Genomic DNA, 24,264 nt, shown 5'->3' on the forward strand with positions numbered 1-24,264 from the left:
GGGAAAGACGAGAAGAAGGACGAACCAGTGGCGGGACAGAAGATCCGGATCCGACTCCGGGCTTACGACCACGAGGTCATCGACAGCTCGGCGAAGAAGATCGTCGACACCGTGACCCGTACCGGCGCCAAGGTCGCGGGCCCCGTGCCCCTGCCGACCGAGAAGAACGTGTTCTGCGTGATCCGTTCTCCGCACAAGTACAAGGACAGCCGCGAGCACTTCGAGATGCGCACCCACAAGCGGCTCATCGACATCCTCGACCCGACGCCGAAGACCGTCGACTCGCTCATGCGACTCGACCTTCCGGCCGGTGTCGACATCGAGATCAAGCTTCCGTGAGGCCAGGCGAGATGAGCGACAAGAACGTGAAGGGACTGCTGGGCACGAAGCTCGGCATGACCCAGGTGTGGGACGCCGACAACAAGGTCGTCCCCGTGACCGTCATCCAGGCGGGCCCCTGCGTGGTCACGCAGGTCCGCACGCCGGACAACGACGGCTACTCCGCCGTGCAGCTGGGCTTCGGCGCGGTGAAGGCGAAGAACGTCACCAAGCCGGCGGCCGGGCACTTCGAGAGGGCCGGGGTCACCCCCCGCAAGCACCTCGTCGAGCTGCGCACCGGCGACGCCAGCACCTACACCCTCGGCCAGGAGCTCACCGCTGAGGTGTTCGCCGAGGCCGAGGTGGTCGACGTCACCGGCGTCACCAAGGGCAAGGGCACCGCGGGCGTCATGAAGCGCCACGGCTTCCACGGCCTGCGCGCCAGCCACGGTGTGCACCGCAAGCACCGGTCCCCGGGTTCCATCGGCGCCTGCGCCACCCCGGGCCACGTGTTCAAGGGCACCCGGATGGCCGGCCGGATGGGTGTCGAGAAGGTGACCGTGCAGAACCTGACCATCCACGCCGTCGACGCCGAGCGTGGGCTGATCCTGGTGAAGGGCTCCGTGCCCGGTCCCAAGGGCGCCCTCGTCGTGCTGCGCACGGCGGCCAAGAAGGGAGTCCAGGCATGAGCGAGGCCAAGACCGTCAAGGTCCTGGGCAGCAAGGCCGCGACCGCTGAACTGCCCGCCGAGCTGTTCGACGTCCAGACCAACGTCCCGCTGATCCACCAGGTCGTGGTGGCCCAGCAGGCCGCCGCCCGCCAGGGCACGCACGCCACCAAGACCCGGGGCCAGGTCTCCGGCGGTGGCGCCAAGCCGTGGCGCCAGAAGGGCACCGGCCGCGCCCGCCAGGGTTCGCGTCGCGCCCCCCAGTGGACCGGTGGCGGCGTCGTGCACGGCCCGCAGCCGCGCGACTACAGCCAGCGGACGCCCAAGAAGATGATCGCCGCCGCCCTGCGCGGTGCGCTGTCCGACCGGGCCCGCGACGGCCGCGTCCACGTTGTCGAGAGCATCGTGACCGGCGAGACCCCGTCCACCAAGGCCGCGCTGAAGGCCCTCGCAGAGGTCGGCAGCACCAAGCTGCTGGTCGTCCTCGACCGCGAGGAGGACGTGGCGTGGCTGAGCCTGCGCAACGTGCCGACCGTGCACGCGCTGGCCGTCGACCAGCTGAACGCCTACGACGTGCTGGTCAGCGACGACGTGGTCTTCACCACCGCAGCCCTGGCCACCTTCGTTGCCGGCCCCGTGAAGGGTGCCGTCACCGTCGTGGCGACCGAGACCGAGGAGGCCGCCAAGTGAGCGAGCTGAAGATCCGCGACCACCGCGACGTCCTGCTGGCCCCCGTGGTCAGCGAGAAGAGCTACGGCCTCCTGGACGAGAACAAGTACACGTTCCTGGTCTCCCCGGACGCCAACAAGACCGAGATCAAGATCGCGGTCGAGAAGGTGTTCGGCGTCAAGGTGACCGGCGTGAACACCAGCAACCGGCAGGGCAAGCGCAAGCGCACCCGCGCCGGCTGGGGCAAGCGCCCCGACACCAAGCGGGCCGTGGTGAGTGTCGCCGAGGGCCAGCGCATCGACATCTTCTCCGGGCCCCTGGCCTGAGCTGAGCCGAGATAGGACAACGAACTCATGGGTATCCGTAAGTACAAGCCGACCACCCCGGGCCGCCGCGGCTCGAGCGTGGCCGACTTCGTCGAACTGACTCGCTCCACGCCGGAGAAGTCCCTGCTCGCGCCGAAGCCGAAGACGGGCGGCCGGAACAACTCCGGCCGGATCACCACCCGCCACATCGGCGGCGGCCACAAGCAGGCCTACCGCATCATCGACTTCCGTCGCTACGACAAGGACGGCGTCCCGGCGAAGGTCGCGCACATCGAGTACGACCCGAACCGCACCGCGCGGATCGCGCTGCTGCACTACGCGGACGGCGAGAAGCGCTACATCATCGCCCCCAACGGCTTGGCCCAGGGTGCGACGGTCGAGGCCGGCGAGGCCGCCGACATCAAGCCGGGCAACAACCTCCCGCTGCGCAACATCCCCGTCGGCACCACGGTGCACGCGGTGGAGATGCGTCCCGGCGGCGGGGCCAAGCTCGGCCGGTCGGCCGGGGCCAAGATCCAGCTGGTCGCCCGTGAGGGAAAGATGGCCACGCTGCGGCTCCCGTCCGGTGAGATGCGGCTCGTCGACGTGCGCTGCCGCGCCACGGTCGGCGAGGTCGGCAACGCCGAGCAGTCGAACATCAACTGGGGCAAGGCCGGCCGCAACCGCTGGAAGGGCATCCGCCCGACCGTCCGCGGTGTGGCGATGAACCCGATCGACCACCCGCACGGTGGTGGCGAGGGCAAGACCTCCGGTGGCCGTCACCCGGTGAGCCCGTGGGGCAAGCCCGAGGGCCGCACCCGGGACAAGAACAAGGCGAGTTCTCGCCTGATCATCCGTCGCCGGAAGTCCGGCAAGAAGCGCTGATTGGACGAGTGAGGTAACCAATGCCACGCAGCCTGAAGAAGGGCCCCTTCGTCGATGACCACCTGGTCAAGAAGGTCGACGCCCAGAACGAGAAGGGCACCAAGCAGGTCATCAAGACCTGGTCCCGGCGCTCGATGATCACCCCCGACATGATCGGGCACACGATCGCCGTGCACGACGGCCGCAAGCACGTGCCGGTGTTCGTGACCGAGTCGATGATCGGCCACAAGCTGGGCGAGTTCGCCCCCACCCGCACCTACCGCGGGCACATCAAGGAAGACAAGAAGTCGCGCCGCCGCTGAGGCAGCGAGAAGAGGAACTGATTCAAGTGAGCAACAAAGAGCGACCCAGCCGTCGCGCGGCCCTGCTCGGGGATCGGCCTGGCTCGTACGCGATCGCGCGTCACGTCCGGATGAGCCCGATGAAGGTTCGCCGTGTCGTCGACCTGGTCCGCGGCCTTCCCGTCACCGATGCGCTGAACGTGCTCAAGTTCGCCCCGCAGGCTGCTTCCGAGCCGGTCTACAAGGTGGTCGCGAGCGCGACCGCCAACGCGGAGAACACCGAGGGCCTTCGCGCGGACGAGCTGTTCGTCTCCCAGGCGTTCGTGGACGAGGGCATGACCCTGCGTCGCATCCGCCCGCGGGCGAAGGGTTCGGCCAGCCGGATCCTGAAGCGCGCCAGCCACATCACCGTCGTCGTCGAACCCAAGAGCGAGAAGGGAGCCTGAGCATGGGCCAGAAGATCAACCCCCATGGCTTCCGCCTCGGGATCACCACGGACCACAAGACCCGTTGGTACGCGGACAAGAACTACTCCGACCTGGTGGCCGAGGACGTCAAGATCCGCCGCTACCTGGCCAAGACCCTCGAGCGGGCCGGCATCTCCAGCGTGGAGATCGAGCGCCGCAGCGAGCGGGTGACGATCTTCCTGTACGCCGCGCGTCCGGGCATCGTCATCGGCCGTAACGGTGCCGAGGCCGAGCGTGTCCGCGCCGAGCTGGAGAAGCTCACCGGCAAGCAGGTGCAGCTGAACATCCTCGAGGTGAAGAACCCCGAGACCGATGCGCAGCTCGTCGCCCAGGGCATCGCCGAGCAGCTCGGCGCCCGCGTGGCCTTCCGCCGCGCGATGCGCAAGGCGCAGCAGAGCGCGATGCGGGCCGGTGCGCTCGGCATCCGGATCCAGTGCTCCGGCCGTCTTGGCGGCGCCGAGATGAGCCGTTCGGAGTTCTACCGCGAGGGCCGCGTGCCGCTGCACACCCTGCGCGCGGACATCGACTACGGCTTCTACGAGGCCCGCACGACCTTCGGCCGGATCGGCGTGAAGGTCTGGATCTACAAGGGCGACGTCTCCGGCAACCGCGCCGAGCGTGCCGCGCAGAAGGCGGCCCGCCAGGCCGCCGGCGGCCAGCGTCGTCCGGCCCGTGGCCCCCGTCGCGATGGCGCCGGTGCCGGCCGCGGTGATCGTCCCGAGCGTGGCGGACGCCGTCGCGCCGAAGGTGTCGCCGAGGGTGCTGCCGCGCCCGAGGCCGTTGAGACCGCAGGAGCCTGATCATGTTGATTCCCCGTCGCGTCAAGCACCGCAAGCAGCACCACCCGAACCGGTCGGGTGCTGCCAAGGGTGGTACGAAGCTCGCCTTCGGTGACTACGGCATCCAGGCCCTGGAGTCCTCGTACCTGACCAACCGTCAGATCGAGAGCGCCCGTATCGCCATGACCCGCCACATCAAGCGTGGCGGCAAGGTGTGGATCAACGTCTACCCCGACCGTCCGCTCACCAAGAAGCCGGCCGAGACCCGCATGGGTTCCGGCAAGGGTTCCCCCGAGTGGTGGATCGCGAACATCAAGCCCGGTCGCGTGCTCTTCGAGCTGTCCGGCGTCGGCGAGGACGTGGCCCGCGAGGCCATGCGCCTGGCCATCCACAAGCTGCCGTTCAAGGCTCGCTTCATCAAGCGGGAAGCAGGTGACATCTGATGGCCAAGACTGTGACGGCCAACGAGCTGCGCGGGCTGTCCCGCGAGGAGCTCAACGCCAAGGTGGTCGAGCTGAAGGAGGAGCTGTTCGGGCTCCGCTTCGCCGCAGCGACCGGCCAGCTCGAGTCCCACGGACGGCTGCGCGAGGCCCGCAAGGACATCGCCCGCATCTACACGGTGATCCAGGAGCGCAACCTCGGCATCGTGCCCGACCCGGATGAGGACAAGTGAGCAGGATGAGCGATAACGAGAACGTCCGCAGCGGCGCCCGCAAGGTGCGCGAGGGCATCGTCGTGTCCGACAAGATGGACAAGACCGTGGTCGTGGCCGTCGAGCAGCGGGTCAAGCACCCGCTGTACGGCAAGGTCATGACGAAGTCCGAGCGCCTCAAGGCGCACGACGAGGCCAACGAGGCCGGCGTCGGCGACCGCGTCCGGGTGATGGAGACCCGACCGAGCTCCGCGACCAAGCGGTGGCGTCTGGTCGAGATCCTCGAAAAGGCCAAGTGACCAGGAGAGATTGCAGATGATCCAGCAGGAGACGCGACTGAAGGTCGCCGACAACACCGGTGCCAAGGAACTCCTTTGCATCCGCGTGCTGGGTGGCTCCAAGCGTCGCTACGCCGGCCTCGGCGACCGCATCGTCGCCACGGTCAAGGACGCCATCCCCGGTGGCAACGTGAAGAAGGGCGAGGTCGTGAAGGCGGTCGTCGTCCGTACGGTGAAGGAGACCCGTCGTCCCGACGGTTCCTACATCAAGTTCGACGAGAACGCCGCCGTGATCCTGAAGAACGACGGGGAGCCCCGCGGCACCCGCATCTTCGGTCCGGTCGGCCGTGAGCTGCGCGAGAAGAAGTACATGCGAATCATCTCGCTCGCGCCGGAGGTGTTGTGAGCATGGCGAATTCGCTCCACGTGAAGAAGGGTGACCGCGTCAAGGTCATCGCCGGGAAGGACAAGGGCCGCATCGGGGAGATCATCTCCGTCGACCCGAAGGCCGGCCGGGTGGTCGTCCAGGGCGTGAACCTGGTCAAGAAGCACAAGCGCGAGACCCAGAACAACCAGACCCGGCAGAACAACGCCGCCGGGATCATCACCACCGAGGCCCCCATCGACGCGTCCAACGTGCAGCTGGTGGTCAAGGTGGACGGCAAGGACGTGGTGACCCGCGTCGGCTACGAACGCCAGGAGGTGACCAAGCGCCGCCCCGACGGGACCGAGTACACCGCCGAGCGCAGCGTCCGGGTCGCCCGCAAGACCGGGAAGGAAATCTGATGGCCGCGACCGCGACCAAGACCCTGCCGCGGCTCAAGGAGAAGTACCGCTCCGAGATCGCGCCGGCGCTCCACTCCGAGTTCGGCTACGACAACGTCATGCAGATCCCCGGTCTGACCAAGATCGTGGTGAACATGGGTGTCGGCGAGGCCGCTCGTGACTCGAAGGTGATCGACGCCGCCGTGCGCGACCTCACCGCGATCACCGGCCAGAAGCCGACCGTGACCAAGGCCCGCAAGTCCATCGCTCAGTTCAAGCTGCGCGAGGGCATGCCGATCGGCTGCCACGTCACGCTTCGTGGCGACCGGATGTGGGAGTTCGCCGACCGGCTGCTCACCCTCGCCCTGCCCCGCATCCGCGACTTCCGCGGCCTGTCGGGCCGGCAGTTCGACGGCAAGGGCAACTACACCTTCGGTCTCACCGAGCAGGTCATGTTCCACGAGATCGACCAGGACCGCATCGACAAGCTGCGTGGCATGGACATCACGTTCGTGACCACCGCCACCAACGATGACGAGGGTCGCGCCCTGCTGAAGGCGCTCGGCTTCCCGTTCAAGGCTCCGGCCGACGAGGTCGCCAAGGTCGTCAAGAAGAAGGGCCCGGCGTTCACGGGCAAGAAGAAGAGGTGAACTGAACCATGGCCAAGACCGCCCTGAAGGTGAAGCAGGCTCGCAAGCCGAAGTTCGCCGTCCGCGCCTACACCCGCTGCAACCGCTGCGGCCGGCCCAAGGCCGTGTTCCGCAAGTTCGGCCTGTGCCGGATCTGTGTCCGGGAGCTCGCCCACAAGGGTGAACTGCCCGGTGTGACCAAGTCGTCCTGGTGAGCGATCACCACCTACCTTCCATCAACCCGCTGAAGGTCCACCCGCTGGTGGAAACCGTGGCGAGAAAGAGGCACCACACGTCATGACCATGACCGATCCGATCGCGGACATGCTGACCCGGCTGCGGAACGCCAACCAGGCGTACCACGAGTCGGCGTCCATGCCGCACAGCAAGATCAAGGCCGGTATCGCCGAGATCCTCACCAAGCAGGGCTACATCGCCGGGTACGAGGTGCTCGAGCCGGCGGCCGGCGAGGTCGGCAAGACCCTCAAGCTCACCCTCAAGTACGGCACGAACCGCGAGCGGTCCATCGCCGGGGTGCGCCGGATCTCCAAGCCGGGCCTGCGGGTCTACGCGAAGTCCACCGGCCTGCCCAAGGTGCTGGGCGGCATGGGGATCGCCATCATTTCCACCTCCCAAGGTCTGCTGACCGACAAGGAGGCCAACTCTCGAAGCGTCGGCGGGGAAGTCCTCGCCTACGTCTGGTGAGCGAAAGGAGCTGAACAGATGTCACGCATTGGCAGGCTTCCGATCGCCATCCCGGCCGGAGTCGACGTCACCCTCGACGGGCAGACGGTGTCGGTGAAGGGCCCGAAGGGCTCTCTCCAGCACGTCGTCCGCGAGCCGATCAAGGTCGGCCGCAACGATGCCGGCGAGCTCGAGGTGACCCGTCCGGACGACGAGCGAGAGAGCCGTTCCCTGCACGGCCTGACCCGCACCCTCGTGGCCAACATGGTCACCGGCGTGACGGCGGGCTACGAGAAGAAGCTCGAGATCGTGGGCGTCGGCTACCGGGTGATCTTCAAGAGCCCCGAGCAGCTGGAGTTCAACCTCGGCTTCTCGCACCCGGTGGTCGTCAACGCCCCCGAGGGCATCACGTTCTCGGTGGAGAGCAACACCAAGTTCACCGTCTACGGGATCGACAAGCAGGCTGTGGGCGAGGTTGCCGCCAACATCCGCAAGATCCGCAAGCCCGAGCCGTACAAGGGCAAGGGCGTGCGCTACGCCGGTGAGCGGGTTCGCCGCAAGGTTGGAAAGGCTGGAAAGTAATGGCTATCTCACTGTCGGTGAACAAGGGCATGGCCGACCGCCAGGCGGCGCGGCTGCGCCGTCAGGCCCGCGCTCGCAAGAAGATCGCCGGCTCGCCCGAGCGTCCGCGCCTGGTGGTGTTCCGGTCCAGCCGGCACATCGCCGCCCAGGTGATCGACGACACGACCGGCTCCACGCTGGCGTCGGCGTCCTCGCTGGAGCTGCGTGCCGATTCCGGCGACAAGTCGGCGAAGGCCAAGGCCGTCGGCAAGCTCGTGGCCGAGCGCGCGAAGAAGGCGGGCGTCGAGAACGTCGTCTTCGACCGTGCGGGCAACAAGTACCACGGACGGATCGCGGCGCTGGCTGACAGCGCCCGCGAGGCCGGTCTCGGATTCTGACGGATCGAAAGGTAAGCAAGCGATGAATGGAACCCAGCGCCGCGGTGGCGGTGCAGGTACCGGTGGTGAGCAGCGTCGCGGCGGCCGTGAAGACCGTCGTGGCCGCGATGCAGCCGCCGAGAAGGAAAAGAGCCAGTACCTGGAGCGTGTCGTCGCGATCAACCGCGTCGCCAAGGTCGTCCAGGGCGGTCGCCGCTTCAGCTTCACCGCGCTGGTCGTGGTGGGCGATGGCGAGGGCACCGTGGGTGTCGGCTACGGCAAGGCCAAGGAGGTGCCCGCGGCGATCGCCAAGGGTGTCGAGGAGGCCAAGAAGCACTTCTTCCGCGTGCCGCGGGTGCAGGGAACGATTCCCCACCCCGTGCAGGGCGAGAAGGCTGCCGGTGTCGTGATGCTCCGTCCGGCGTCGCCGGGTACCGGCGTCATCGCCGGTGGCTCGGCCCGGGCGGTGCTCGAGTGCGCCGGCGTGCACGACGTGCTCGCCAAGTCGCTCGGCTCGGACAACGCGATCAACGTGGTGCACGCCACCGTGGCTGCGCTGCAGAGCCTGGAGGAGCCGGAGGCGGTGGCCAAGCGCCGCGGTCTCCCGGTGGCCGATGTGACCCCGGCCGCCATCCTTCGGGCCCGTGAGGAGGGACGTCACTGATGGCACGACTCAAGGTCACCCAGGTGAAGTCCGGGATCAGTGGGAAGCAGAACCAGCGCGACACCCTGCGCTCGCTGGGTCTGAAGCGCATCGGCGACGTGGTGGTGATCGAGGACCGGCCCGAGCTCGTGGGCATGGTCAAGACGATCCCGCACCTCGTCTCCGTCGAGGAGGTCGAGTGATATGGCACTGAAGGTCCACCACCTGCGTCCGGCTCCGGGAGCCAAGACCGCCAAGACCCGCGTGGGTCGCGGTGAGGGCTCCAAGGGCAAGACCGCCGGCCGCGGCACCAAGGGCACCGGCGCGCGGAAGAACACGCCGGAGAACTTCGAGGGCGGGCAGATGCCGCTGCACATGCGGCTCCCGAAGCTCCGTGGCTTCTCCAACCCGTTCCGCGTCGAGTACCAGGTCGTCAACGTGGCCCGGCTCGCCGAGCTGTTCCCCGAGGGCGGTGCGGTGACCCCGGCCGACCTCGTGGCCAAGGGCGCCGTCCGCGACGGCCAGCTCGTCAAGGTGCTCGGCAACGGTGAGATCACCGTCGCCGTGCAGGTCAGCGCGCACGCGTTCTCCGCGTCCGCCAAGGCGAAGATCGAGAAGGCCGGCGGTACCGCCACCGAGCTCTGATCGACCGCAGTCAACGAAGGCCCCCGGCAGTTGCCGGGGGCCTTCTGCGTTCCCGGGTTGCCGGACTCCCGCCTGTGCCGAGGGCCAGCCTTATGGCCGAGGGCCAGCACCGGGGGGCGAGCCCTCGGCGTCAAGGCTGGCCCTCGATCATGGGTCGAGGTGTTCCACGATCACGCCCGCGGCGCGCTTTCCTGCGTCCCGCTTGTGCCGAGGACCAGCTTTGTGGCCGAGGGCCAGCACCGGGGGGCGAGCCCTCGGCGTGAAGGCTGGCCCTCGATGGTGAGGACTGGCCTTCGCCTCGGCGGACTGGCCTTCGACCCGGCAGGCTGACTCTGGGCACGGGGGCGTGCCTGCCGGGTGGGACCGTCTTCGGCGAGCGTGTGAACCGCCGACGTGGGGTGCCGGCCGCCGACGTAGGGTGCCGGCCGCCGACGAGGGAGCGCCGGCCGCCGAGGTGAAGGTGGCCCAAGCTCCCTGCGTTCGTTGTCAGGGAGCCCCGGGCGGACGGCGGCGCCTCGCCGACGTCACGTCTGCGTCCGGTCTGCGCAGAGGGCCAGCCTTGTGGCCGAGGGCCAGCACCGGGGGCCTAGCCCTCGGCATGAAGGCTGGCGCTCGAGCGGGAAGGCTGGCGCTCGAGCGGGAGGGCTGGCGCTCGAGTGGGAAGGGCGGCCCTCGGCGGGGCGCTGGGAGGGCGGGGACGGACGGCGGGACGCCCGCGTCCGGCGATGCGGGAAACCGGCGCTCGCCTTGATAGAGTTTGCCGGGTTGTCTGGGCGCACTGCCGCGGCGACTGGACGGTGCTGTGCCGCAGCGCCTCGAGGTAAGGAGTAGGTCCACTACATGCTCTCCGCATTCGCGAACGCGCTACGGACGCCCGACCTGCGCAGGAAGATCCTGTTCACGCTGATGATCCTCGCCGTGTTCCGGCTCGGTTCGACGATCCCGACCCCGAACGTGAACATCGTCAACGTCGACCAGTGCCGGGCCCAGGCCACGGCGGGCGACGCTGCGGGCCTGTACTCGATGATCCAGCTCTTCTCCGGCGGCGCGCTGCTCCAGCTGGCCATCTTCGCGCTGGGGATCATGCCCTACATCACCGCGAGCATCATCCTCCAGCTGCTGACCGTGGTGATCCCGCGGCTCGAGGCGCTGAAGAAGGAGGGTGCGTCCGGCACGCAGAAGATCACCCAGTACACGCGCTACCTCACGCTGGTGCTGGCCGTCCTGAACTCGACGGCGTTCGTGACGCTCGCCGTCAACGGCCAGCTCTTCCAGGGCTGCTCGCTCGACCTGGTCTACGACAAGAGCATCTTCCCGATCATCACGATGATCCTGACCATGACGGCAGGCACCGGCGTGATCATGTGGCTCGGCGAGCTGATCACCGACCGTGGCGTCGGCAACGGCATGTCGGTGATGATCTTCACCCAGATCGCCGCGCAGTTCCCCGCGTCCCTGTGGGCCATCAAGATGAGCCGTGAGGGTGCGCAGGGCTGGTTCGTGTTCGCCATCGTGCTCGCGATCGGCCTGGCGGTCATGCTGGGCGTCATCTTCATGGAGCAGGCGCAGCGCCGCATCCCGGTGCAGTACGCCAAGCGCATGGTGGGGCGCCGGCTTCTCGGCGGCTCGACGACCTACATCCCGTTGAAGGTGAACCAGGCCGGCGTCATCCCGGTCATCTTCGCCTCCTCGATGCTGTACCTGCCCGTGCTGTACGCGCAGTTCCAGCCCGGGACGGCGGAGAACCCGAACCCGGTCTCCAACTGGATCGCGACCAACCTGACCACCGGCAGCTGGGCCTACGAGCTGCTGTTCTTCGCGATGATCATCTTCTTCGCCTACTTCTACGTCTCGATCACCTTCGACCCGGTCGAGGTCAGCGACAACATGAAGAAGTACGGCGGCTTCATCCCGGGCGTCCGCGCCGGCGGTCCCACCGAGCGGTACCTCGCGCACGTCCTGTCCCGGCTCACGGCCCCCGGCGCCCTGTACCTGGCGATCATCTCGCTGATCCCGGCGGTGGCGTTCATCATGCTGGGGACGCACAACAAGTTCCCCTTCGGCGGTACATCGATCCTGATCATCGTCGGAGTGGGCCTGGACACTGTGAAGCAGATCCAGAGCCAGTTGCAGCAACGAAACTACGAAGGATTCCTCAGATGAGACTGCTCATCATGGGCCCCCCCGGTGTCGGGAAGGGAACCCAGGCCGTGGGCATCGCCGCCCACTACGGCATTCCTGCCATCTCCACCGGAGACATCTTCCGGGCCAACGTCAAGAACCAGACCCCGCTGGGCCAGGAGGTCTCCCGGATCATGGCCGAAGGTGGCTATGTCCCCGACGAGATCACCAACGCCATCGTGGCCGACCGGCTTACCGAGGCGGACGCGGCGGAGGGCTGGCTGCTCGACGGCTACCCGCGCACCGCGGGCCAGGTCGCTGCGCTCGACGACGAGCTCGCCCGGACCGGGCAGGCCATCGACGCGGTCATCTCGCTGGTCGCCGACACCGACGTGCTGGTGGAGCGCCTGCTCAAGCGTGCCGAGCTCGAGGGCCGCGCGGACGACAACGCCGAGACCATCCGCAACCGCATGGTGATCTACACCGAGGCCACCGACCCGCTGCTCGCCACCTACCGCGAGCGCGGCCTGCTGGTCGAGGTCGACGGCATCGGCAGCATCGACGAGGTCGCCGGACGGATCACCACGGCCCTCGACGCCGTACGCGCCTGAGCGCGGCGACGGACACGGGAGAACCATGGCGCGACGCTCGCCCATCGAGCTGAAGTCGGCGGAGCAGATCCTTCGGATGCGCTCCGCCGGCCTCGTCGTCGCACGGACGCTCCAGGCCGTGCGGGCCGGCGCCCGCCCCGGCGTCACCACCGCGGAACTGGACGCGATCGCGCGCGAGCAGATCGCCTCCGCGGGCGCGGTGTCGTCCTTCCTCGGCTACGGCGGCGGCTTCGGGCTGCCGCCGTACCCGGCCGTGACCTGCATCTCGGTGAACGCCGAGATCGTGCACGGCATCCCGGGATCGCGGGTGCTGGCCGAGGGCGACCTCGTCAGCGTCGACTTCGGTGTCTCCCTGGACGGGTGGCACGGCGACTCCGCGATCACCTTCGCCGTCGGCACGCCCAGCCCCGAGGTCGCCGCGCTCAGCGAGGCGACGAGGGACTCCCTGTGGGCGGGCATCGCCGCCGCCCGCATCGGCGGGCACGTCGGCGACATCGGCCACGCGGTGGAGACCTCCGTGCGCTCGCACGGTCGCCGCTACGGCATCATCGCCGAGTACACGGGCCACGGGATCGGCACGGCCATGCACCAGCCGCCGGACGTCCCCAACCTCGGCCGCCCCGGGCGCGGGGAACTGCTCACCAAGGGCATCTGCCTCGCGGTGGAGCCGATGGTCACCCTCGGCTCGGCGTCCACCGTGACGCTGGACGACGAGTGGACGGTGGTCACCAGGGACGGCTCCATCGCCGCGCACTGGGAGCACACCATCGCCCTCACGGGTTCCGGTGTCTGGGTGCTCACCGCCGAGGACGGCGGGGAGGCCGAGCTCACGGCCCGCGGAGTGCCGTTCGGCCCGCTGGGCTCCTGATGCGCCCCCGCATCGTGGTCGTCGGCCTCGGTGGGGTCGGGGCCGGCTACGGCAGCATGCTGCTGGACGCGGGCGAGGACCTGGGGGTCGTCGCCGATGCCGGGCGTGCCGCCCGGTACGCCGCCCAGCCCACGGTCGTCAACGGGCGCCCGTACGACTTCCCCCTCGCTGCCCCGGACGACGGCCCGGCGGACGTGGCCATCGTCGCGGTCAAGCGCGGGGCCCTCGCGGAGGCGATCGAGCTGCTCCGGCCCCACGTGGGCGCGGGCACCGTGGTGCTGAGCCTGCTCAACGGCATCGACAGCGAGGACGAGCTGTCCGCCGCGTTCCCGCAGGCGGTCGTCCTGCTCGCCATGAGCGTCGGCATCGACGCGGTCCGCTCCGGTCGCGAGGTCCGCTTCTCCTCACTGGGACGCATCGTCTTCGGCGAGCCGGCCAACCCCGGGCCGAGGGCGGCCGAAGTGGAGCGGGTCGCTGCCATCCTGCGGCGAGCGGGGATCGCCCACGAGGTGCCGGCCGACATGGTGCACGAGCTGTGGTGGAAGTTCCTGATCAACGTGGGGGTGAACCAGGTGTCGGCGGTCATCGGCGCGCCGTACCGGGTGCTCCAGCAACGGGACCAGCCCGCGCGCGCGGTGATGATCGCCGCGCAGCGGGAGGTGATCGCCGTCGCGAACGCGAGCGGCGTCCGGCTCACCGAGGCCGATCTCGAGCGCTGGCTGGACGTGCTCGACGGCCTCGGCCCGGACAACTACACCTCGATGGCACAGGACGCCCTCGCGGGACGCCCCACGGAGGTGGACAGCTTCGCGGGAACGGTCGTCGAACTCGGACGCCGGACCGGCGTGCCGGTGCCGGTGAACACGGTCCTCCACGGGTTGCTGAAGGGCCAGGAGGCCGTGGCGGCAGTCGCGACACGGGGCTGACCCGCGGCGCCCGCTGCGGACGCCTGCCCGGCGCCGCTCCCCGCCGCTACTGCTGAGGGGCCTTCCACTGCCAGGCGCCGTGCGCGGAGTGCGGCCGGAAGCCGACCAGGGTGTTGATCGCGAGCATGTGGTCGTTCTCGCCGGCGTTCCAGGTGTCGACGTAGCGGGCACCCGGCTGGTCCATGGCCAGCGCCTGGAGGTTCGCCGCCTTGAGCAGCAGGCCGAGTCGGTGTCCGCGGTGGGGCGCGGCGACGACCGTCGTCCACTGCTCGGGGCGGTGGGGGTGCGCGTCGTGCACGTGGAGCTCGGTCAGGCCCGCCACCTCGCCGGTCTCGCGGGCGATGGCGATGGTGAACAGCGAGTGCCCGGTGCGGTGCTTGCGCTCGTCGTTGTGGCGCACGCGCTCGGCGTCCCAGTTCTCCGGCTCCCAGTCGACCTCGCCCAGCGGCGCGTCCGAGGACAGCGTCCGGTACATCGCCGCCAGCCGGTCGAGGTGCTCCGGCGGGGTGTTCCCCACCCACGACTCGATCCGGTAGGCAGGCAGGGCGCGTTCCTCGGCCTCGGCCCGCAGGGCCGCCAGCCGTGCCGGCGGGACGGGCAGCGGCAGGCGCGACTGGCGCTCGACCTGCGCCAGCGAGAGCCCGAGCGAGAGCGCGAACTCGGAGGCGCGGTCGCGCGGCAGTTCGTCGTCGCCGTCCCTCGCCCGCAGGCGGGGGCCGTCGGCGGGCAGGCCGACGAAGTGGTCCGACCAGGCCACGATCGTGTCCCGGTCGTGTTGGAGGGCGATTCGCACGGCCTCCTCCCACAACGCGGTGCCGATGCCCTGGCGGCGCGCACCGGCGTCCACCTGGCAGTAGGTGTCGTCGGCGAGGTGCCGGTTGTCGGCCAGCGGCAGGGAGAACTCGATCGTCCCCAGGATCGGGGACGGTTCCGCAGGCACCTCCGGCAACCCGAACCGCCCGACCGGCGCCGGCTCGGGGGCCGGCCCGGGAAGGGCGACCAGGAGGCCCTTGATCGCGGTGCGCTCGTCGGCGTGGTTGTTGCGGTTCCACTCCGCGGCGATGGCGAGGTCCTCGCCCATCAGCTCCGTGGTGTTCGCGACCTCGAGGTCGTGCAGCGCGTCGTAGACCCAGGCGGCAGCGCCGGGCGGCGCCTCGCGCAGATGGAAAGCCGGCATCGGCGCAGGATAGCCCGATCGGTGCGCCGTGCGAAGGGGGCGGGGACGCCGGCGGTTACCCTTGTCCGGTGACCAGCACCCCTCGCCGGCGACTCCTCGCCGGGCTGATCGACCTCGGCCTGATGCTGGCCTGGGCGCTGGTGGTGGGGGCCGCGGTCCTGGGACTGGCCGCAGGGGGCGCCCTGCGTGGCGTGGGGCCGCTGGGCCTCAACCTCGCCGGGATCGCGCTCGTCGTGCTGCCGTCCACGCTCGGGCTCACGCTGCTCGAGGGCGGGCGCTACGAGGCCACGCCGGGAAAGCTCGCGCACAACCTGCGGGTGCGGCGTGACCCGACGGGCGAGCGTCTGGGCTGGGGACGTTCGTTCCTGCGCAACCTCCTCAAGCTGGGGCTGCCGTGGACCCTGATCCACCTCGCGGTGGTGACCGCGATCGCCGGCGGCGGCGTGGCGGCGTGGCTCGGCGCGTTGCTCGGGGTGGCCGTGCCGGTGGCCTACGTCGTCTCCCTCCTGCGCGGCGACGGCCGGACGATCTACGACCACCTCGCCCAGACGATGGTGATCAGCACCGAGCCGGGTCGCCGCTTCGCCGCCGACTGACCCCGGCGGGCGTCCGTGCCCCGGCTGAAGTAGGCTCAGGCGGTGAGCGAGCAAGAGACCGGTCAGAGCCAGACCCAGTTCAGCGACCTCGGGCTCGACGCCCGCGTGCTGAAGGCGATCCGCGAGCTGGGGTACGAGACCCCCACCGCCATCCAGGCGGCCACCATCCCGCCGCTGCTCGCCGGTCATGACGTGGTGGGCAGGGCGCAGACCGGCACCGGCAAGACCGCGGCGTTCGCTCTGCCGGTGCTGAACCAGCTCTCCCGCGCCCAGAAGGCGCCGGAGGCCCTCGTGCTGTGCCCCACCCGCGAGCTGGCGCTCCAGGTGTGCGAGGCGTTCGCCAGCTACAGCGCGCACCTGCCCGGCGTCCACGTGCTGCCGGTGTACGGCGGCCAGGGCTACGGCGTGCAGCTGAGCGCGCTGAAGCGGGGCGTCCACGTGGTCGTGGGCACGCCCGGACGGGTGATGGACCACCTCGAGAAGGGCACGCTCGACCTCACCGAGCTGCGGTTCCTCGTGCTCGACGAGGCGGACGAGATGCTGAAGATGGGTTTCGCGGAGGACGTGGAGACGATCCTCGCCGACACCCCGGCGGACAAGCAGGTCGCGCTGTTCTCCGCGACCATGCCCGCGCCGATCCGCAAGATCGCCAAGCGGTACCTTACCGATCCCGTCGAGGTGCACATCAAGGGCCGCACCAGCACGGTCGCGACCACCACCCAGCGGTACCTGAAGGTCTCCTACAGCCAGAAGCTGGACGCGCTGACGCGGATCCTCGAGGTGGAGAACTTCGAGGCGATGATCATCTTCGCCCGCACCAAACAGGAGACCGAGCAGCTGGCGGAGCGGCTCCGCGCGCGGGGCTTCGCCGCGACCGCGCTCAACGGCGACGTCGCGCAGGCGCAGCGCGAGCGCATCATCAACCAGCTCAAGGACGGGAAGCTCGACATCCTCGTCGCCACGGACGTGGCCGCGCGCGGGCTGGACGTCGACCGGATCACGCACGTCGTGAACTACGACATCCCCACCGACACCGAGTCCTACGTGCACCGGATCGGCCGGACGGGCCGCGCGGGGCGCAGCGGCGACGCGATCTCGTTCGTCACCCCGAAGGAGTTCCGCCTGCTGCACGCCATCGAGAAGGCGACCCGGCAGGAGATCGCCCCGATGCCGCTGCCGACCATCGACGACGTGAACAGCTCCCGGCTGAGCAAGTTCGACGACGCCATCACCGAGGCCCTCGGCTCCGGCTCGGTCGACACCTTCCGCGACATCGTGAGCCACTACGTGCGCGAGCACGACGTCCCCGAGGTGGACGTCGCCGCCGCGCTGGCGATCGTCCTCCAGGGCGACGTCCCGCTCCTGCTGGAAGAGGTGCCCGAGACCCGCGCCCCGAGGGAGCGCTCGGCGCAGGGCCCGTCCGGCGCGCCGCGCCCGGCACGGTCACGGGGGCAGTCCGAGCTGGCCACCTACCGGATCAACGTGGGCAAGCGGCACCGGGTGCTGCCCCGCCAGATCGTCGGTGCGATCGCCAACGAGGGCGGCCTGGACCGCGACGACTTCGGCCACATCGACATCCGGCTCGACCACTCGCTGGTCGAGCTGCCCGCCACGCTGTCGCCGGACACCTGGTCGGCGCTGGCCGGCACCCGGATCTCCGGCAAGCTCATCGAGCTGCAGCGTGCGGACGGCGCCGGCGCCGCGCGTGACCGGGGGCGCGGCGCGCGCGGCCCCCGCGACGACCGCCAGCCCCGGCGCTGACGCGCCCGTGACGACCTTCGCCGGGCTGGGCCTGCCACAGGACCTCGTCACGGCGCTGGCGCGCCACGACATCACCACCCCGTTCGGCATCCAGTCGGCCACCCTGCCGGACTCCCTCGCCGGCCGGGACGTGCTCGGCCGCGCCCCGACAGGCTCGGGCAAGACCGTGGCGTTCGCCCTGCCGCTGGTCGTCCGGCTCGCCGCCGCCGGGCGCTCCCGGCGCGGCGGACGCCCCGGCGGGCTGGTGCTCGTGCCCACGCGCGAGCTCGCCGTGCAGGTGGAGCGGACGGTGTCCTTCCTCGCGCGGGCTGCCGGACTGCGCACCATGACGGTCCACGGCGGGGTGGGCTACGCCGGGCAGCTGAAGCGCCTGGCTTCCGGTGTGGACGTGGTGATCGCCACGCCCGGACGGCTGGAGGACCTCGTCGCCCAGGGGGCGTGCAGCCTCGCCGATGTGCGGGTGACCGTGCTCGATGAGGCGGACCTGATGGCCGACATGGGCTTCCTTCCGCCGGTCCGGCGCCTGCTCGACCTGACCCCGCGGGGGCAGAGGCTGCTGTTCTCCGCCACCCTCGACGGCGACGTGGACCGGCTCGTCGCCGACTACCTGCACGACCCGGTGACCCACGTCACCGGCGCCGATGCCGGCGAGCCGGAGCACCTGGTCTTCCTCGTGACGCTCCAGAACCGGGCGGAGGTGCTCGCCGAGCTCGTCTCCGGGGCGGGCCGCAGCCTGGTGTTCGCGCGCACCAAGCACGGGGCGGCGCGGATCGCCGCCCAGCTGGCGGCGGCCGGCGTCCCCGCTGCGGAACTCCACGGCGACCTCGGCCAGGGCGCCCGCCAGCGCAACCTCGCCGCCTTCTCCGGGGGACGCGTGCGCGTGCTCGTCGCGACCGACGTGGCCGCCCGCGGCATCCACGTCGACGACGTCGCGCTGGTGGTCCACGCCGACCCTCCCGCGGAGGCGAAGTCGTTCCTCCACCGGTCGGGACGCACCGCCCGGGCCGGCGCGGGCGGGATCGTGGTGACGCTGTGCCAGCGCGACCAGAACCGCAGGGTGAAGGCGCTGCTCGCCGCCGCCGGCATCACCCCCGCCCGGCGTGAGGTCGTCGAGCCCGGCTCGCCGCTGATCGACCAGGTGCGGGGCCCGTGGGCACCGCCGCCCGCCCCCGAGCCCGAGCGCCACTTCGCGCCGAAGCGTCGCCCAGCCCCCCGCGGCACCGGCCCGCGGCGCCCGTCTTCGCGCACGGGCAGGTAACGCACGGGTTTCGACACCCGCCTGAAACAATCCGGGGTACCCGCCTGTTACACGTCCGTCCTAGCCTGACCGGTGTGAGCCTGCTCTTCCGTGACTACGCCGGCACCCCGAAGGCGTTCGACGAGGTGGTGGGCGCCGAGGGCGTGCGGGTGGCGTACGGCTCGGTGCTGAGGCAACTGGCCAAGCTCGACGCCGAGGAGGTCCGTGCCCGCGCGGAGTACCTCAAGTCGACCTACCTCGACCAGGGAGTGACCTTCGACATCGGCGGGGAGGAACGCCCCTTTCCGCTCGACATCGTGCCGCGGGTGCTGCTCGCCGCGGAGTGGGCGGAGGTCGAGCAGGGTGTCGCGCAGCGCGTCCGTGCGCTCGAGGCCTTCCTCTCCGACGTCTACGGGGAGGGCCGGGTGTTCCGCGACCGCGTGATCCCGCGCCGCGTCGTGGTGTCCTCACCCCACTACCACCGGGTGATGGCCGGGGTGCGGATGCCCAACGGCGTCCGCTGCCACGTGGCCGGCATCGACCTGGTGCGTGACGAGGTCGGCCGGTTCCGCGTCCTGGAGGACAACGTCCGGGTGCCCTCCGGGGTGTCGTACGTGATGACGAACCGCAGGGCGATGTTCTCCGCCCTGCCCGAGGTGACCAGCCGCCACCGGATCCGTCCGGTCGAGGGCTACCCGCTGCGCCTGCTCGCCGCGCTGCGCGCCGCGGCACCGAGCGGGGTCTCCGACCCGACCGTCGTGGTGCTCACCCCCGGCGTCTACAACTCGGCGTACTTCGAGCACGCGCTGCTGGCGCGGATGATGGGCGTCGAGCTCGTCGAGGGACGCGACCTGGTCTGCCACAACGGCCGGGTGTCGATCCGCACCACCCAGGGCCTGCGCCCGGTGCACGTGATCTACCGCCGGGTCGACGACGAGTTCATCGACCCCGCCTCCTTCCGCTCGGACTCGATGCTGGGCTGTGCGGGGCTGGTGACCGCCGCCCGCGCGGGCAACGTGACGATCGCCAACGCGATCGGCAACGGCGTTGCCGACGACAAGCTCGTCTACACCTACATCCCCGACCTGATCCGCTACTACCTGCACGAGGAGCCGAAGCTGGCCGGCGTCGACACGTGGCGGCTGGAGGACGCCGACCACCGCGAGGAGGTGCTCGACCGGCTGGCAGAACTCGTGCTCAAGCCCGTGGACGGCTCGGGCGGCAAGGGCATCGTGATCGGCCCGCGCGCCAGCGCCAAGCAGCTGGACGCGCTCCGCGCGCGGATCCTGAAGGACCCGCGCGGCTGGATCGCCCAGCCCGTCGTCCAGCTGTCGACGGTGCCGACGATGATCGAGGGGAGGATGGCTCCCCGGCACGTCGACCTGCGGCCCTTCGCCGTCAACTCCGGCGACGAGGTCTACGTCCTCCCCGGCGGGCTCACCCGGGTCGCGCTTCCCGAGGGCGAGCTGATCGTGAATTCCAGCCAGGGCGGTGGGTCCAAGGACACGTGGGTACTGGCCAGCGACGGCGTACGGGGCAAGCGCCGCCGGCGCCGCGTGAGGGAGGCCATCGACGGTGTCCCGCAGGCCGACCTGGGTGAGGAGAAGGTGCAGCAGCAGCAGGCGCAGCAGCAACAGCAGGCAGGCCCGGTCGCGAAGGACGGTGCCCCGTGCTGAGCCGGATCGCGGAGTCGCTGTTCTGGATCGGGCGCTACCTCGAGCGGGCCGAGGACACCACGCGGATCGTCGAGGTGCACCTCCAGCTGCTGCTGGACGACCCGTCGGTCGACCAGGACGACGCGGCGCTGAACCTGCTGGCGGTCATGGGGGCCCCGGACACCGAGGCCGCCGACACCTCGGAGGTGCTCCGGCTGTTGTGCTACGACCCGCTGTCGGCGAGCTCGGTGGCCGCGGCGCTCGGCGGTGCCCGCGAGGCGGCGCGCAGGGCGCGCGAGACCGTCTCGATCGAGATGTGGGAGGCGATCAACACGACCTGGAACTCGGTGAAGGGCGGACGCCTCCAGCGGATGCGGCCCGCCTCGGCGTTCCGCCACGTCCGGGAGCGGTGCGCGGTCATCTCCGGCACCGCGGACCAGACGATGAGCCACGACGAGGGCTGGCACTTCCTCACGCTGGGCCGCAGCCTGGAGCGGGTCGACATGACCGCCCGGCTGATCTCGACGGCCCACGTCACCTCCGGCGCCCAGAGCGCGTGGAGCAACGTCCTGCGCGGGTGCGGTGCCCACCACGCGTTCGTGCGCACCTACGGGGGTGTGACCACCGACTCCGACGCGGCGGAGTTCCTGCTGCTGGACAGGCTCTTCCCGCGCTCCGTGGTGCACAACCTGGCCGCGGCGGAGGCCGCGCTGGCCGACCTCGACCACGCGGGCGGCCGCCGGGTCGGGTTCGACGACGAGGCCCGCCGGTTGCTGGGCACGGCGCGCGCGGCGCTGGAGTACCGTCCGCCCGCCCGGATCCTTGAGGACCTGCCCCAGCGCATGACCGACCTCCAGCGCACCTGCAACCGGGTGAGCGAGACGGTCACCCAGCGGTACTTCAGCGGCGCGACCGCCGCCACGTGGAGCGGGGGCAAGTGATGGGACGCCAGCTGCGCATCGTCCACCACACCGGCTACCGGTACGCCGGGCTCGTCAGCGCGTCGCACAACGAGGCGCGGATGACGCCGCGCGCGACCAGGGAGCAGTACGTCCTGGCGACCCGCCTGGACATCAGCCCGGTGGCGTGGTCGCACTCGTTCGTCGACTACTGGGGCACGCCGGTGACCGCGTTCGAGATCGCCGAGCCCCACAAGCAGATGGACGTGGTCGCCACCAGTACCGTCGATGTCGGCGACCGGCTCTCCGCCGGCCCCGGGGTGAGCTGGCGGGACCTGTCGGACCCGACGCTGTGCGACCAGCAGGTGGAGTTCCTGGGGATCTCCGAGCACGTGGAGTCGCCCTCGGAGCTGCGCCGGTACGCCGCGGACGCCGCACGGCGCGCCGAGCGCCCGGTCGACGCGGTGGAGGCGATCATCGGCCGCATCCGCGAGCGAGTGGCCTACGTGCCCGGCTCGACGGAGGTCAGCACCAGGGCCACCGGGGTGTGGGACGCGAGGGCCGGCGTCTGCCAGGACCTCGTCCACCTGAGCCTCGGCGCCCTGCGCAGCGTCGGCATCCCCGCCCGGTACGTCTCCGGCTACGTGATGCCCAGCGCGTCCGCCGTGGTGGGGGAGGCCCGGACGGGGGAGTCGCACGCCTGGCTCCAGTACTGGGACGGCGCCTGGGTGGGCCTCGACCCGACCAACGACACCGCGCCCGGCGACTTCCACGTGGAGGTCGGCGTCGGCAGGGACTACTTCGACGTGACCCCGCTGAAGGGCGTCTACTCGGGCTCCCAGTCGTCGCGGCTCTTCGTCGAGGTGGAGATCACCGTCCTGGCGTGATCCGGTAGTCACGGTTGGTCGGACGGATGTCCTCGCCGGTCAGCTGCTCGTGCAGGCGGTAGGCGGCCAGGGCACCGGTGAGGAGCTGCGCCCAGGAGTCGGTGCCGCCGGGCGACCAGGGCGAGGCCACCACCACGCCCTCGCGGGCCGGCTGCAGGGGCGGCAGGTCGAGCAGCGTGCGCCACGACGTCCACCGCGGCCCGCCGCCGGGTGCCCTGCGGAGGTGCCGGGCCACGCGGAAGTCGGCCCGCTCGTGGGTCAGGTCGGCGTGGGTCGCCGGGTCGACCGTGCTCACGACGGCGTCGGCGAGGAGCGACCCGGCCGTCGACTCCAGCCGGTGCCCGTCCCGGTCGGGACGGATCGCCAGCACCTCGACCCCGGTCCGCACCTCGACCCCACGGGTGCCCAGCCGCTCCAGGAGGAGGTCGAGCAGCACGCTCGCCGGCTGAGGCACACCCTCGGCGTCGACGACCTGCCAGCGACCGAACGTCCGTTCCAGGCCCAGCCGGTAGGCGTGCCACCCGGGCAGCCGGCGCGGGTCCTGCCCGAGCCGGGCCGCCACGTCGAGGACGAGCTCGGCCAGTTCCGGCACGCGCCGGGCGAGGTCATCGAGGCTGCGCCTGGGCACGAGCACGGCCCGGTCGGCCGCCCGCACCCGTCCGCTGAACTCCTCCTCCAGCCCGTATCGGCGCAGGACCAGCCACGCGCCGTCGAGCTCGTCGAGCAGGTCCCGCCAGGACGCCGCCACCGGCTCGCCGTACGCGGCGGCGAGCGTGGTCCACTGGGCGCCGCGGTCGGTCGGCAGGTCCAGGATCGAGCCGTCCGCCAGCCGGTAGCGGCGCGGCGGGGCCGCGACGAGCTGGAGGTCGCGCCGCCGCAGGTCGGAGGCAAGGACGCGCCCGGACTTGCGGAACAGGTCGCGCCACGCGGCCGGCAGCGTGAGCACCGTCCCGCCCGGCTCGGTGGCCACCTCGACGCCGGCGCAGGGGGCCGCGTCGCGCTCGAGCACCACCACCTCGTGGCCGGCACGGGAGAGGCGGGCGGCCGCGGCGAGACCCGCGAGCCCGCCGCCGACGACGGCGATCAACTCCGGGCCAGCCAGGCCCGGAACGCGGTGAAGCCCCGGCGGATCTGGGCCAGCAGCAGCACGGCGAGGGTGAGGGTGAGGATCAGCAGGATCGCGGCGACGACGGCCGCCTGCACCGGGTAGGCGACGGCGAGGCCGACGACGGTGACCAGGGCCGCGTCCCCGGCGAGGGAGGCGCCGACGTTGCTGAGGGGCTCCGGGGAGGTGTTGACCGCGAGCCGGACGCCCGACTTCGCGACGTGGCTCAGGAGCGCGGCGACGCCGCCCAGCGCCCCCATCGTCATCGGCAGGAGGTCGCCGTTGGCGCCGGCGAGCAGCGCGCCGATCAGCGCGCCGGCGACCGGACGGATGAAGGTGGAGACCGCGTCCCAGGCGGAGTCGAGATAGGGCACCTTGTCGGCGAAGAACTCGACCAGGGCCAGCACCCCCATGATCACCAGGACGTCCGTGCGCTGGAACCCCTCGGGGATCCCTTCGACGTGGCCGAGACGGCCGATCATGCCGAGGAGGAACACCGTGGCGTACGCGTTGATGCCGCTCGCCCAGCCGCTGGCGAAGGTCATTGCCACGACGTCCATGCCGGAATCGTAGCCGGGGCCCTTCCTGCGGCAAGGGGCGGGGGACGGTGGCGCGTGGGGGTTGACGCGGTGTCGGCGCGGGGGCCTATGATTGGAGCAATCGAATACCTGTTCGATAACGCGAGTGGGGGAAGCTCGCCCCGGGTCGTCACGGCGGCCCGGCCGGCCCCGGTGCCGACAGTTCCCGCGTGCCTCCCGGGGTGGACTCGACCCCCGCTCCGGGACGGCTCGCGGGGCGTCCGTGCCGGGGTCGCTC

Annotated in this window: 34 protein-coding genes; 31 read left to right on the forward strand and 3 right to left on the reverse strand. The window is 70.8% G+C overall.

All coding sequences use genetic code 11. The annotated features are described in order from the left end of the window. Positions 1-27 precede the first annotated feature (27 nt). From rpsJ to ACFQQJ_RS05520, 25 genes are all read left to right on the forward strand, one after another. Entirely contained in the window at positions 28-339 is a 312-nt protein-coding gene (gene rpsJ, locus ACFQQJ_RS05400; RefSeq protein ID WP_020488540.1) for a 30S ribosomal protein S10, read from the forward strand. Positions 340-350: 11 nt separating this feature from the next. After that, positions 351-1,007 carry a 50S ribosomal protein L3 gene (gene rplC / locus ACFQQJ_RS05405; protein ID WP_377104871.1) on the forward strand — a complete coding sequence of 219 codons (657 nt, stop codon included), beginning with the start codon at positions 351-353 and terminating at the stop codon, positions 1,005-1,007. After that, positions 1,004-1,675, forward strand: a complete 672-nt coding sequence (gene rplD, locus ACFQQJ_RS05410; RefSeq protein ID WP_377104873.1) for a 50S ribosomal protein L4 — start codon at positions 1,004-1,006, stop codon at positions 1,673-1,675. The genes rplC and rplD overlap by 4 nt, the downstream gene beginning before the upstream one ends. After that, positions 1,672-1,980 carry a 50S ribosomal protein L23 gene (gene rplW, locus ACFQQJ_RS05415; RefSeq protein ID WP_377104875.1) on the forward strand — a complete coding sequence of 103 codons (309 nt, stop codon included), beginning with the start codon at positions 1,672-1,674 and terminating at the stop codon, positions 1,978-1,980. The genes rplD and rplW overlap by 4 nt, the downstream gene beginning before the upstream one ends. A gap of 27 nt (positions 1,981-2,007) precedes the next feature. Beyond that, positions 2,008-2,844 (forward strand): 50S ribosomal protein L2, encoded by an 837-nt coding sequence (rplB, locus tag ACFQQJ_RS05420; protein WP_377104877.1) that lies wholly within the window; start codon positions 2,008-2,010, stop codon positions 2,842-2,844. A 20-nt stretch (positions 2,845-2,864) separates the two neighbouring features. Beyond that, complete coding sequence (gene rpsS / locus ACFQQJ_RS05425; RefSeq protein WP_377104879.1) at positions 2,865-3,146, forward strand: 30S ribosomal protein S19; 282 nt, start codon at positions 2,865-2,867, stop codon at positions 3,144-3,146. A 26-nt stretch (positions 3,147-3,172) separates the two neighbouring features. Further along, complete coding sequence (gene rplV / locus ACFQQJ_RS05430) at positions 3,173-3,571, forward strand: 50S ribosomal protein L22 (protein ID WP_377104881.1); 399 nt, start codon at positions 3,173-3,175, stop codon at positions 3,569-3,571. A 2-nt stretch (positions 3,572-3,573) separates the two neighbouring features. Continuing rightward, positions 3,574-4,392: a 30S ribosomal protein S3 gene (gene rpsC / locus ACFQQJ_RS05435; RefSeq protein WP_377104883.1), complete on the forward strand. Its 819-nt coding sequence runs from the start codon at positions 3,574-3,576 to the stop codon at positions 4,390-4,392. Between the two features lie 2 nt (positions 4,393-4,394). Beyond that, entirely contained in the window at positions 4,395-4,814 is a 420-nt protein-coding gene (gene rplP / locus ACFQQJ_RS05440; protein ID WP_377104884.1) for a 50S ribosomal protein L16, read from the forward strand. Beyond that, complete coding sequence (rpmC, locus tag ACFQQJ_RS05445; RefSeq protein WP_377104887.1) at positions 4,814-5,044, forward strand: 50S ribosomal protein L29; 231 nt, start codon at positions 4,814-4,816, stop codon at positions 5,042-5,044. Before rplP ends, rpmC begins: the two co-directional genes overlap by 1 nt. Positions 5,045-5,049: 5 nt before the next feature. Continuing rightward, positions 5,050-5,322, forward strand: a complete 273-nt coding sequence (rpsQ, locus tag ACFQQJ_RS05450) for a 30S ribosomal protein S17 (protein WP_377104889.1) — start codon at positions 5,050-5,052, stop codon at positions 5,320-5,322. A gap of 16 nt (positions 5,323-5,338) precedes the next feature. Next, positions 5,339-5,707: a 50S ribosomal protein L14 gene (gene rplN / locus ACFQQJ_RS05455; RefSeq protein WP_020488551.1), complete on the forward strand. Its 369-nt coding sequence runs from the start codon at positions 5,339-5,341 to the stop codon at positions 5,705-5,707. Positions 5,708-5,709: 2 nt separating this feature from the next. Next, positions 5,710-6,087 carry a 50S ribosomal protein L24 gene (gene rplX / locus ACFQQJ_RS05460; protein WP_377104892.1) on the forward strand — a complete coding sequence of 126 codons (378 nt, stop codon included), beginning with the start codon at positions 5,710-5,712 and terminating at the stop codon, positions 6,085-6,087. Then, positions 6,087-6,716, forward strand: coding sequence for a 50S ribosomal protein L5 (gene rplE, locus ACFQQJ_RS05465; RefSeq protein WP_377104894.1), 630 nt, complete (start codon positions 6,087-6,089; stop codon positions 6,714-6,716). Before rplX ends, rplE begins: the two co-directional genes overlap by 1 nt. Before the next feature lie 8 nt (positions 6,717-6,724). Continuing rightward, positions 6,725-6,910, forward strand: a complete 186-nt coding sequence (locus tag ACFQQJ_RS05470) for a type Z 30S ribosomal protein S14 (protein ID WP_377104896.1) — start codon at positions 6,725-6,727, stop codon at positions 6,908-6,910. Between the two features lie 82 nt (positions 6,911-6,992). Further along, a complete protein-coding gene (gene rpsH, locus ACFQQJ_RS05475) occupies positions 6,993-7,400 on the forward strand; it encodes a 30S ribosomal protein S8 (RefSeq protein ID WP_377104898.1) in 408 nt (135 codons plus the stop codon). Positions 7,401-7,418: 18 nt separating this feature from the next. After that, complete coding sequence (gene rplF / locus ACFQQJ_RS05480; RefSeq protein ID WP_377104900.1) at positions 7,419-7,961, forward strand: 50S ribosomal protein L6; 543 nt, start codon at positions 7,419-7,421, stop codon at positions 7,959-7,961. Continuing rightward, positions 7,961-8,338: a 50S ribosomal protein L18 gene (rplR, locus tag ACFQQJ_RS05485; protein ID WP_377104902.1), complete on the forward strand. Its 378-nt coding sequence runs from the start codon at positions 7,961-7,963 to the stop codon at positions 8,336-8,338. Before rplF ends, rplR begins: the two co-directional genes overlap by 1 nt. A 22-nt stretch (positions 8,339-8,360) precedes the next feature. After that, positions 8,361-8,981, forward strand: a complete 621-nt coding sequence (rpsE, locus tag ACFQQJ_RS05490; protein ID WP_377104904.1) for a 30S ribosomal protein S5 — start codon at positions 8,361-8,363, stop codon at positions 8,979-8,981. Next, positions 8,981-9,163: a 50S ribosomal protein L30 gene (rpmD, locus tag ACFQQJ_RS05495; RefSeq protein ID WP_377104906.1), complete on the forward strand. Its 183-nt coding sequence runs from the start codon at positions 8,981-8,983 to the stop codon at positions 9,161-9,163. Before rpsE ends, rpmD begins: the two co-directional genes overlap by 1 nt. Position 9,164: 1 nt before the next feature. Then, the gene (rplO, locus tag ACFQQJ_RS05500) at positions 9,165-9,605 is read left to right on the forward strand and encodes a 50S ribosomal protein L15 (RefSeq protein ID WP_377104908.1); all 441 of its coding nucleotides are present in this window, start codon (positions 9,165-9,167) and stop codon (positions 9,603-9,605) included. 840 nt (positions 9,606-10,445) lie between these two features. Beyond that, the gene (secY, locus tag ACFQQJ_RS05505; protein ID WP_377104910.1) at positions 10,446-11,768 is read left to right on the forward strand and encodes a preprotein translocase subunit SecY; all 1,323 of its coding nucleotides are present in this window, start codon (positions 10,446-10,448) and stop codon (positions 11,766-11,768) included. Further along, entirely contained in the window at positions 11,765-12,337 is a 573-nt protein-coding gene (locus ACFQQJ_RS05510) for an adenylate kinase (protein WP_377104912.1), read from the forward strand. The genes secY and ACFQQJ_RS05510 overlap by 4 nt, the downstream gene beginning before the upstream one ends. A 25-nt stretch (positions 12,338-12,362) precedes the next feature. After that, on the forward strand, positions 12,363-13,205 hold the full coding sequence (map, locus tag ACFQQJ_RS05515) for a type I methionyl aminopeptidase (protein WP_377104914.1): 843 nt from the start codon (positions 12,363-12,365) through the stop codon (positions 13,203-13,205). After that, positions 13,205-14,131 (forward strand): ketopantoate reductase family protein, encoded by a 927-nt coding sequence (locus ACFQQJ_RS05520; RefSeq protein WP_377104915.1) that lies wholly within the window; start codon positions 13,205-13,207, stop codon positions 14,129-14,131. Before map ends, ACFQQJ_RS05520 begins: the two co-directional genes overlap by 1 nt. A gap of 46 nt (positions 14,132-14,177) precedes the next feature. Here ACFQQJ_RS05520 and ACFQQJ_RS05525 read toward each other — a convergent pair whose 3' ends face one another. Beyond that, a complete protein-coding gene (locus ACFQQJ_RS05525) occupies positions 14,178-15,308 on the reverse strand; it encodes a GNAT family N-acetyltransferase (protein WP_377104917.1) in 1,131 nt (376 codons plus the stop codon). A 68-nt stretch (positions 15,309-15,376) separates the two neighbouring features. Between ACFQQJ_RS05525 and ACFQQJ_RS05530 the strand changes: the two genes are divergently transcribed. The 6 genes from ACFQQJ_RS05530 to ACFQQJ_RS05555 all read left to right on the forward strand — a co-directional run bounded on the left by ACFQQJ_RS05530 (position 15,377) and on the right by ACFQQJ_RS05555 (position 22,343). Then, positions 15,377-15,904: an RDD family protein gene (locus ACFQQJ_RS05530; protein WP_377104919.1), complete on the forward strand. Its 528-nt coding sequence runs from the start codon at positions 15,377-15,379 to the stop codon at positions 15,902-15,904. A gap of 42 nt (positions 15,905-15,946) precedes the next feature. Continuing rightward, a complete protein-coding gene (locus ACFQQJ_RS05535; protein ID WP_377104921.1) occupies positions 15,947-17,665 on the forward strand; it encodes a DEAD/DEAH box helicase in 1,719 nt (572 codons plus the stop codon). Between the two features lie 7 nt (positions 17,666-17,672). Continuing rightward, positions 17,673-18,923, forward strand: a complete 1,251-nt coding sequence (locus ACFQQJ_RS05540) for a DEAD/DEAH box helicase (RefSeq protein ID WP_377104923.1) — start codon at positions 17,673-17,675, stop codon at positions 18,921-18,923. Between the two features lie 74 nt (positions 18,924-18,997). After that, positions 18,998-20,578, forward strand: a complete 1,581-nt coding sequence (locus ACFQQJ_RS05545) for a circularly permuted type 2 ATP-grasp protein (protein ID WP_377104925.1) — start codon at positions 18,998-19,000, stop codon at positions 20,576-20,578. After that, positions 20,572-21,498, forward strand: a complete 927-nt coding sequence (locus tag ACFQQJ_RS05550) for an alpha-E domain-containing protein (RefSeq protein ID WP_377104927.1) — start codon at positions 20,572-20,574, stop codon at positions 21,496-21,498. The genes ACFQQJ_RS05545 and ACFQQJ_RS05550 overlap by 7 nt, the downstream gene beginning before the upstream one ends. Then, the gene (locus ACFQQJ_RS05555) at positions 21,498-22,343 is read left to right on the forward strand and encodes a transglutaminase N-terminal domain-containing protein (protein WP_377104929.1); all 846 of its coding nucleotides are present in this window, start codon (positions 21,498-21,500) and stop codon (positions 22,341-22,343) included. Before ACFQQJ_RS05550 ends, ACFQQJ_RS05555 begins: the two co-directional genes overlap by 1 nt. Here the strand turns inward: ACFQQJ_RS05555 and ACFQQJ_RS05560 are convergent. Together ACFQQJ_RS05560 and ACFQQJ_RS05565 are read right to left on the reverse strand one after the other, a co-directional pair. Then, positions 22,327-23,430, reverse strand: a complete 1,104-nt coding sequence (locus tag ACFQQJ_RS05560; protein WP_377104931.1) for an FAD-dependent oxidoreductase — start codon at positions 23,428-23,430, stop codon at positions 22,327-22,329. The two genes, ACFQQJ_RS05555 and ACFQQJ_RS05560, sit on opposite strands and share 17 nt — an antisense overlap. Next, complete coding sequence (locus tag ACFQQJ_RS05565) at positions 23,427-24,008, reverse strand: DUF4126 domain-containing protein (RefSeq protein WP_377104933.1); 582 nt, start codon at positions 24,006-24,008, stop codon at positions 23,427-23,429. The genes ACFQQJ_RS05560 and ACFQQJ_RS05565 overlap by 4 nt, the downstream gene beginning before the upstream one ends. Positions 24,009-24,264: the final 256 nt, after the last annotated feature.

It is taken from the genome of Propionicimonas sp. T2.31MG-18, assembly GCF_964266745.1.
GTDB lineage: Bacteria > Actinomycetota > Actinomycetes > Propionibacteriales > Propionibacteriaceae > Propionicimonas.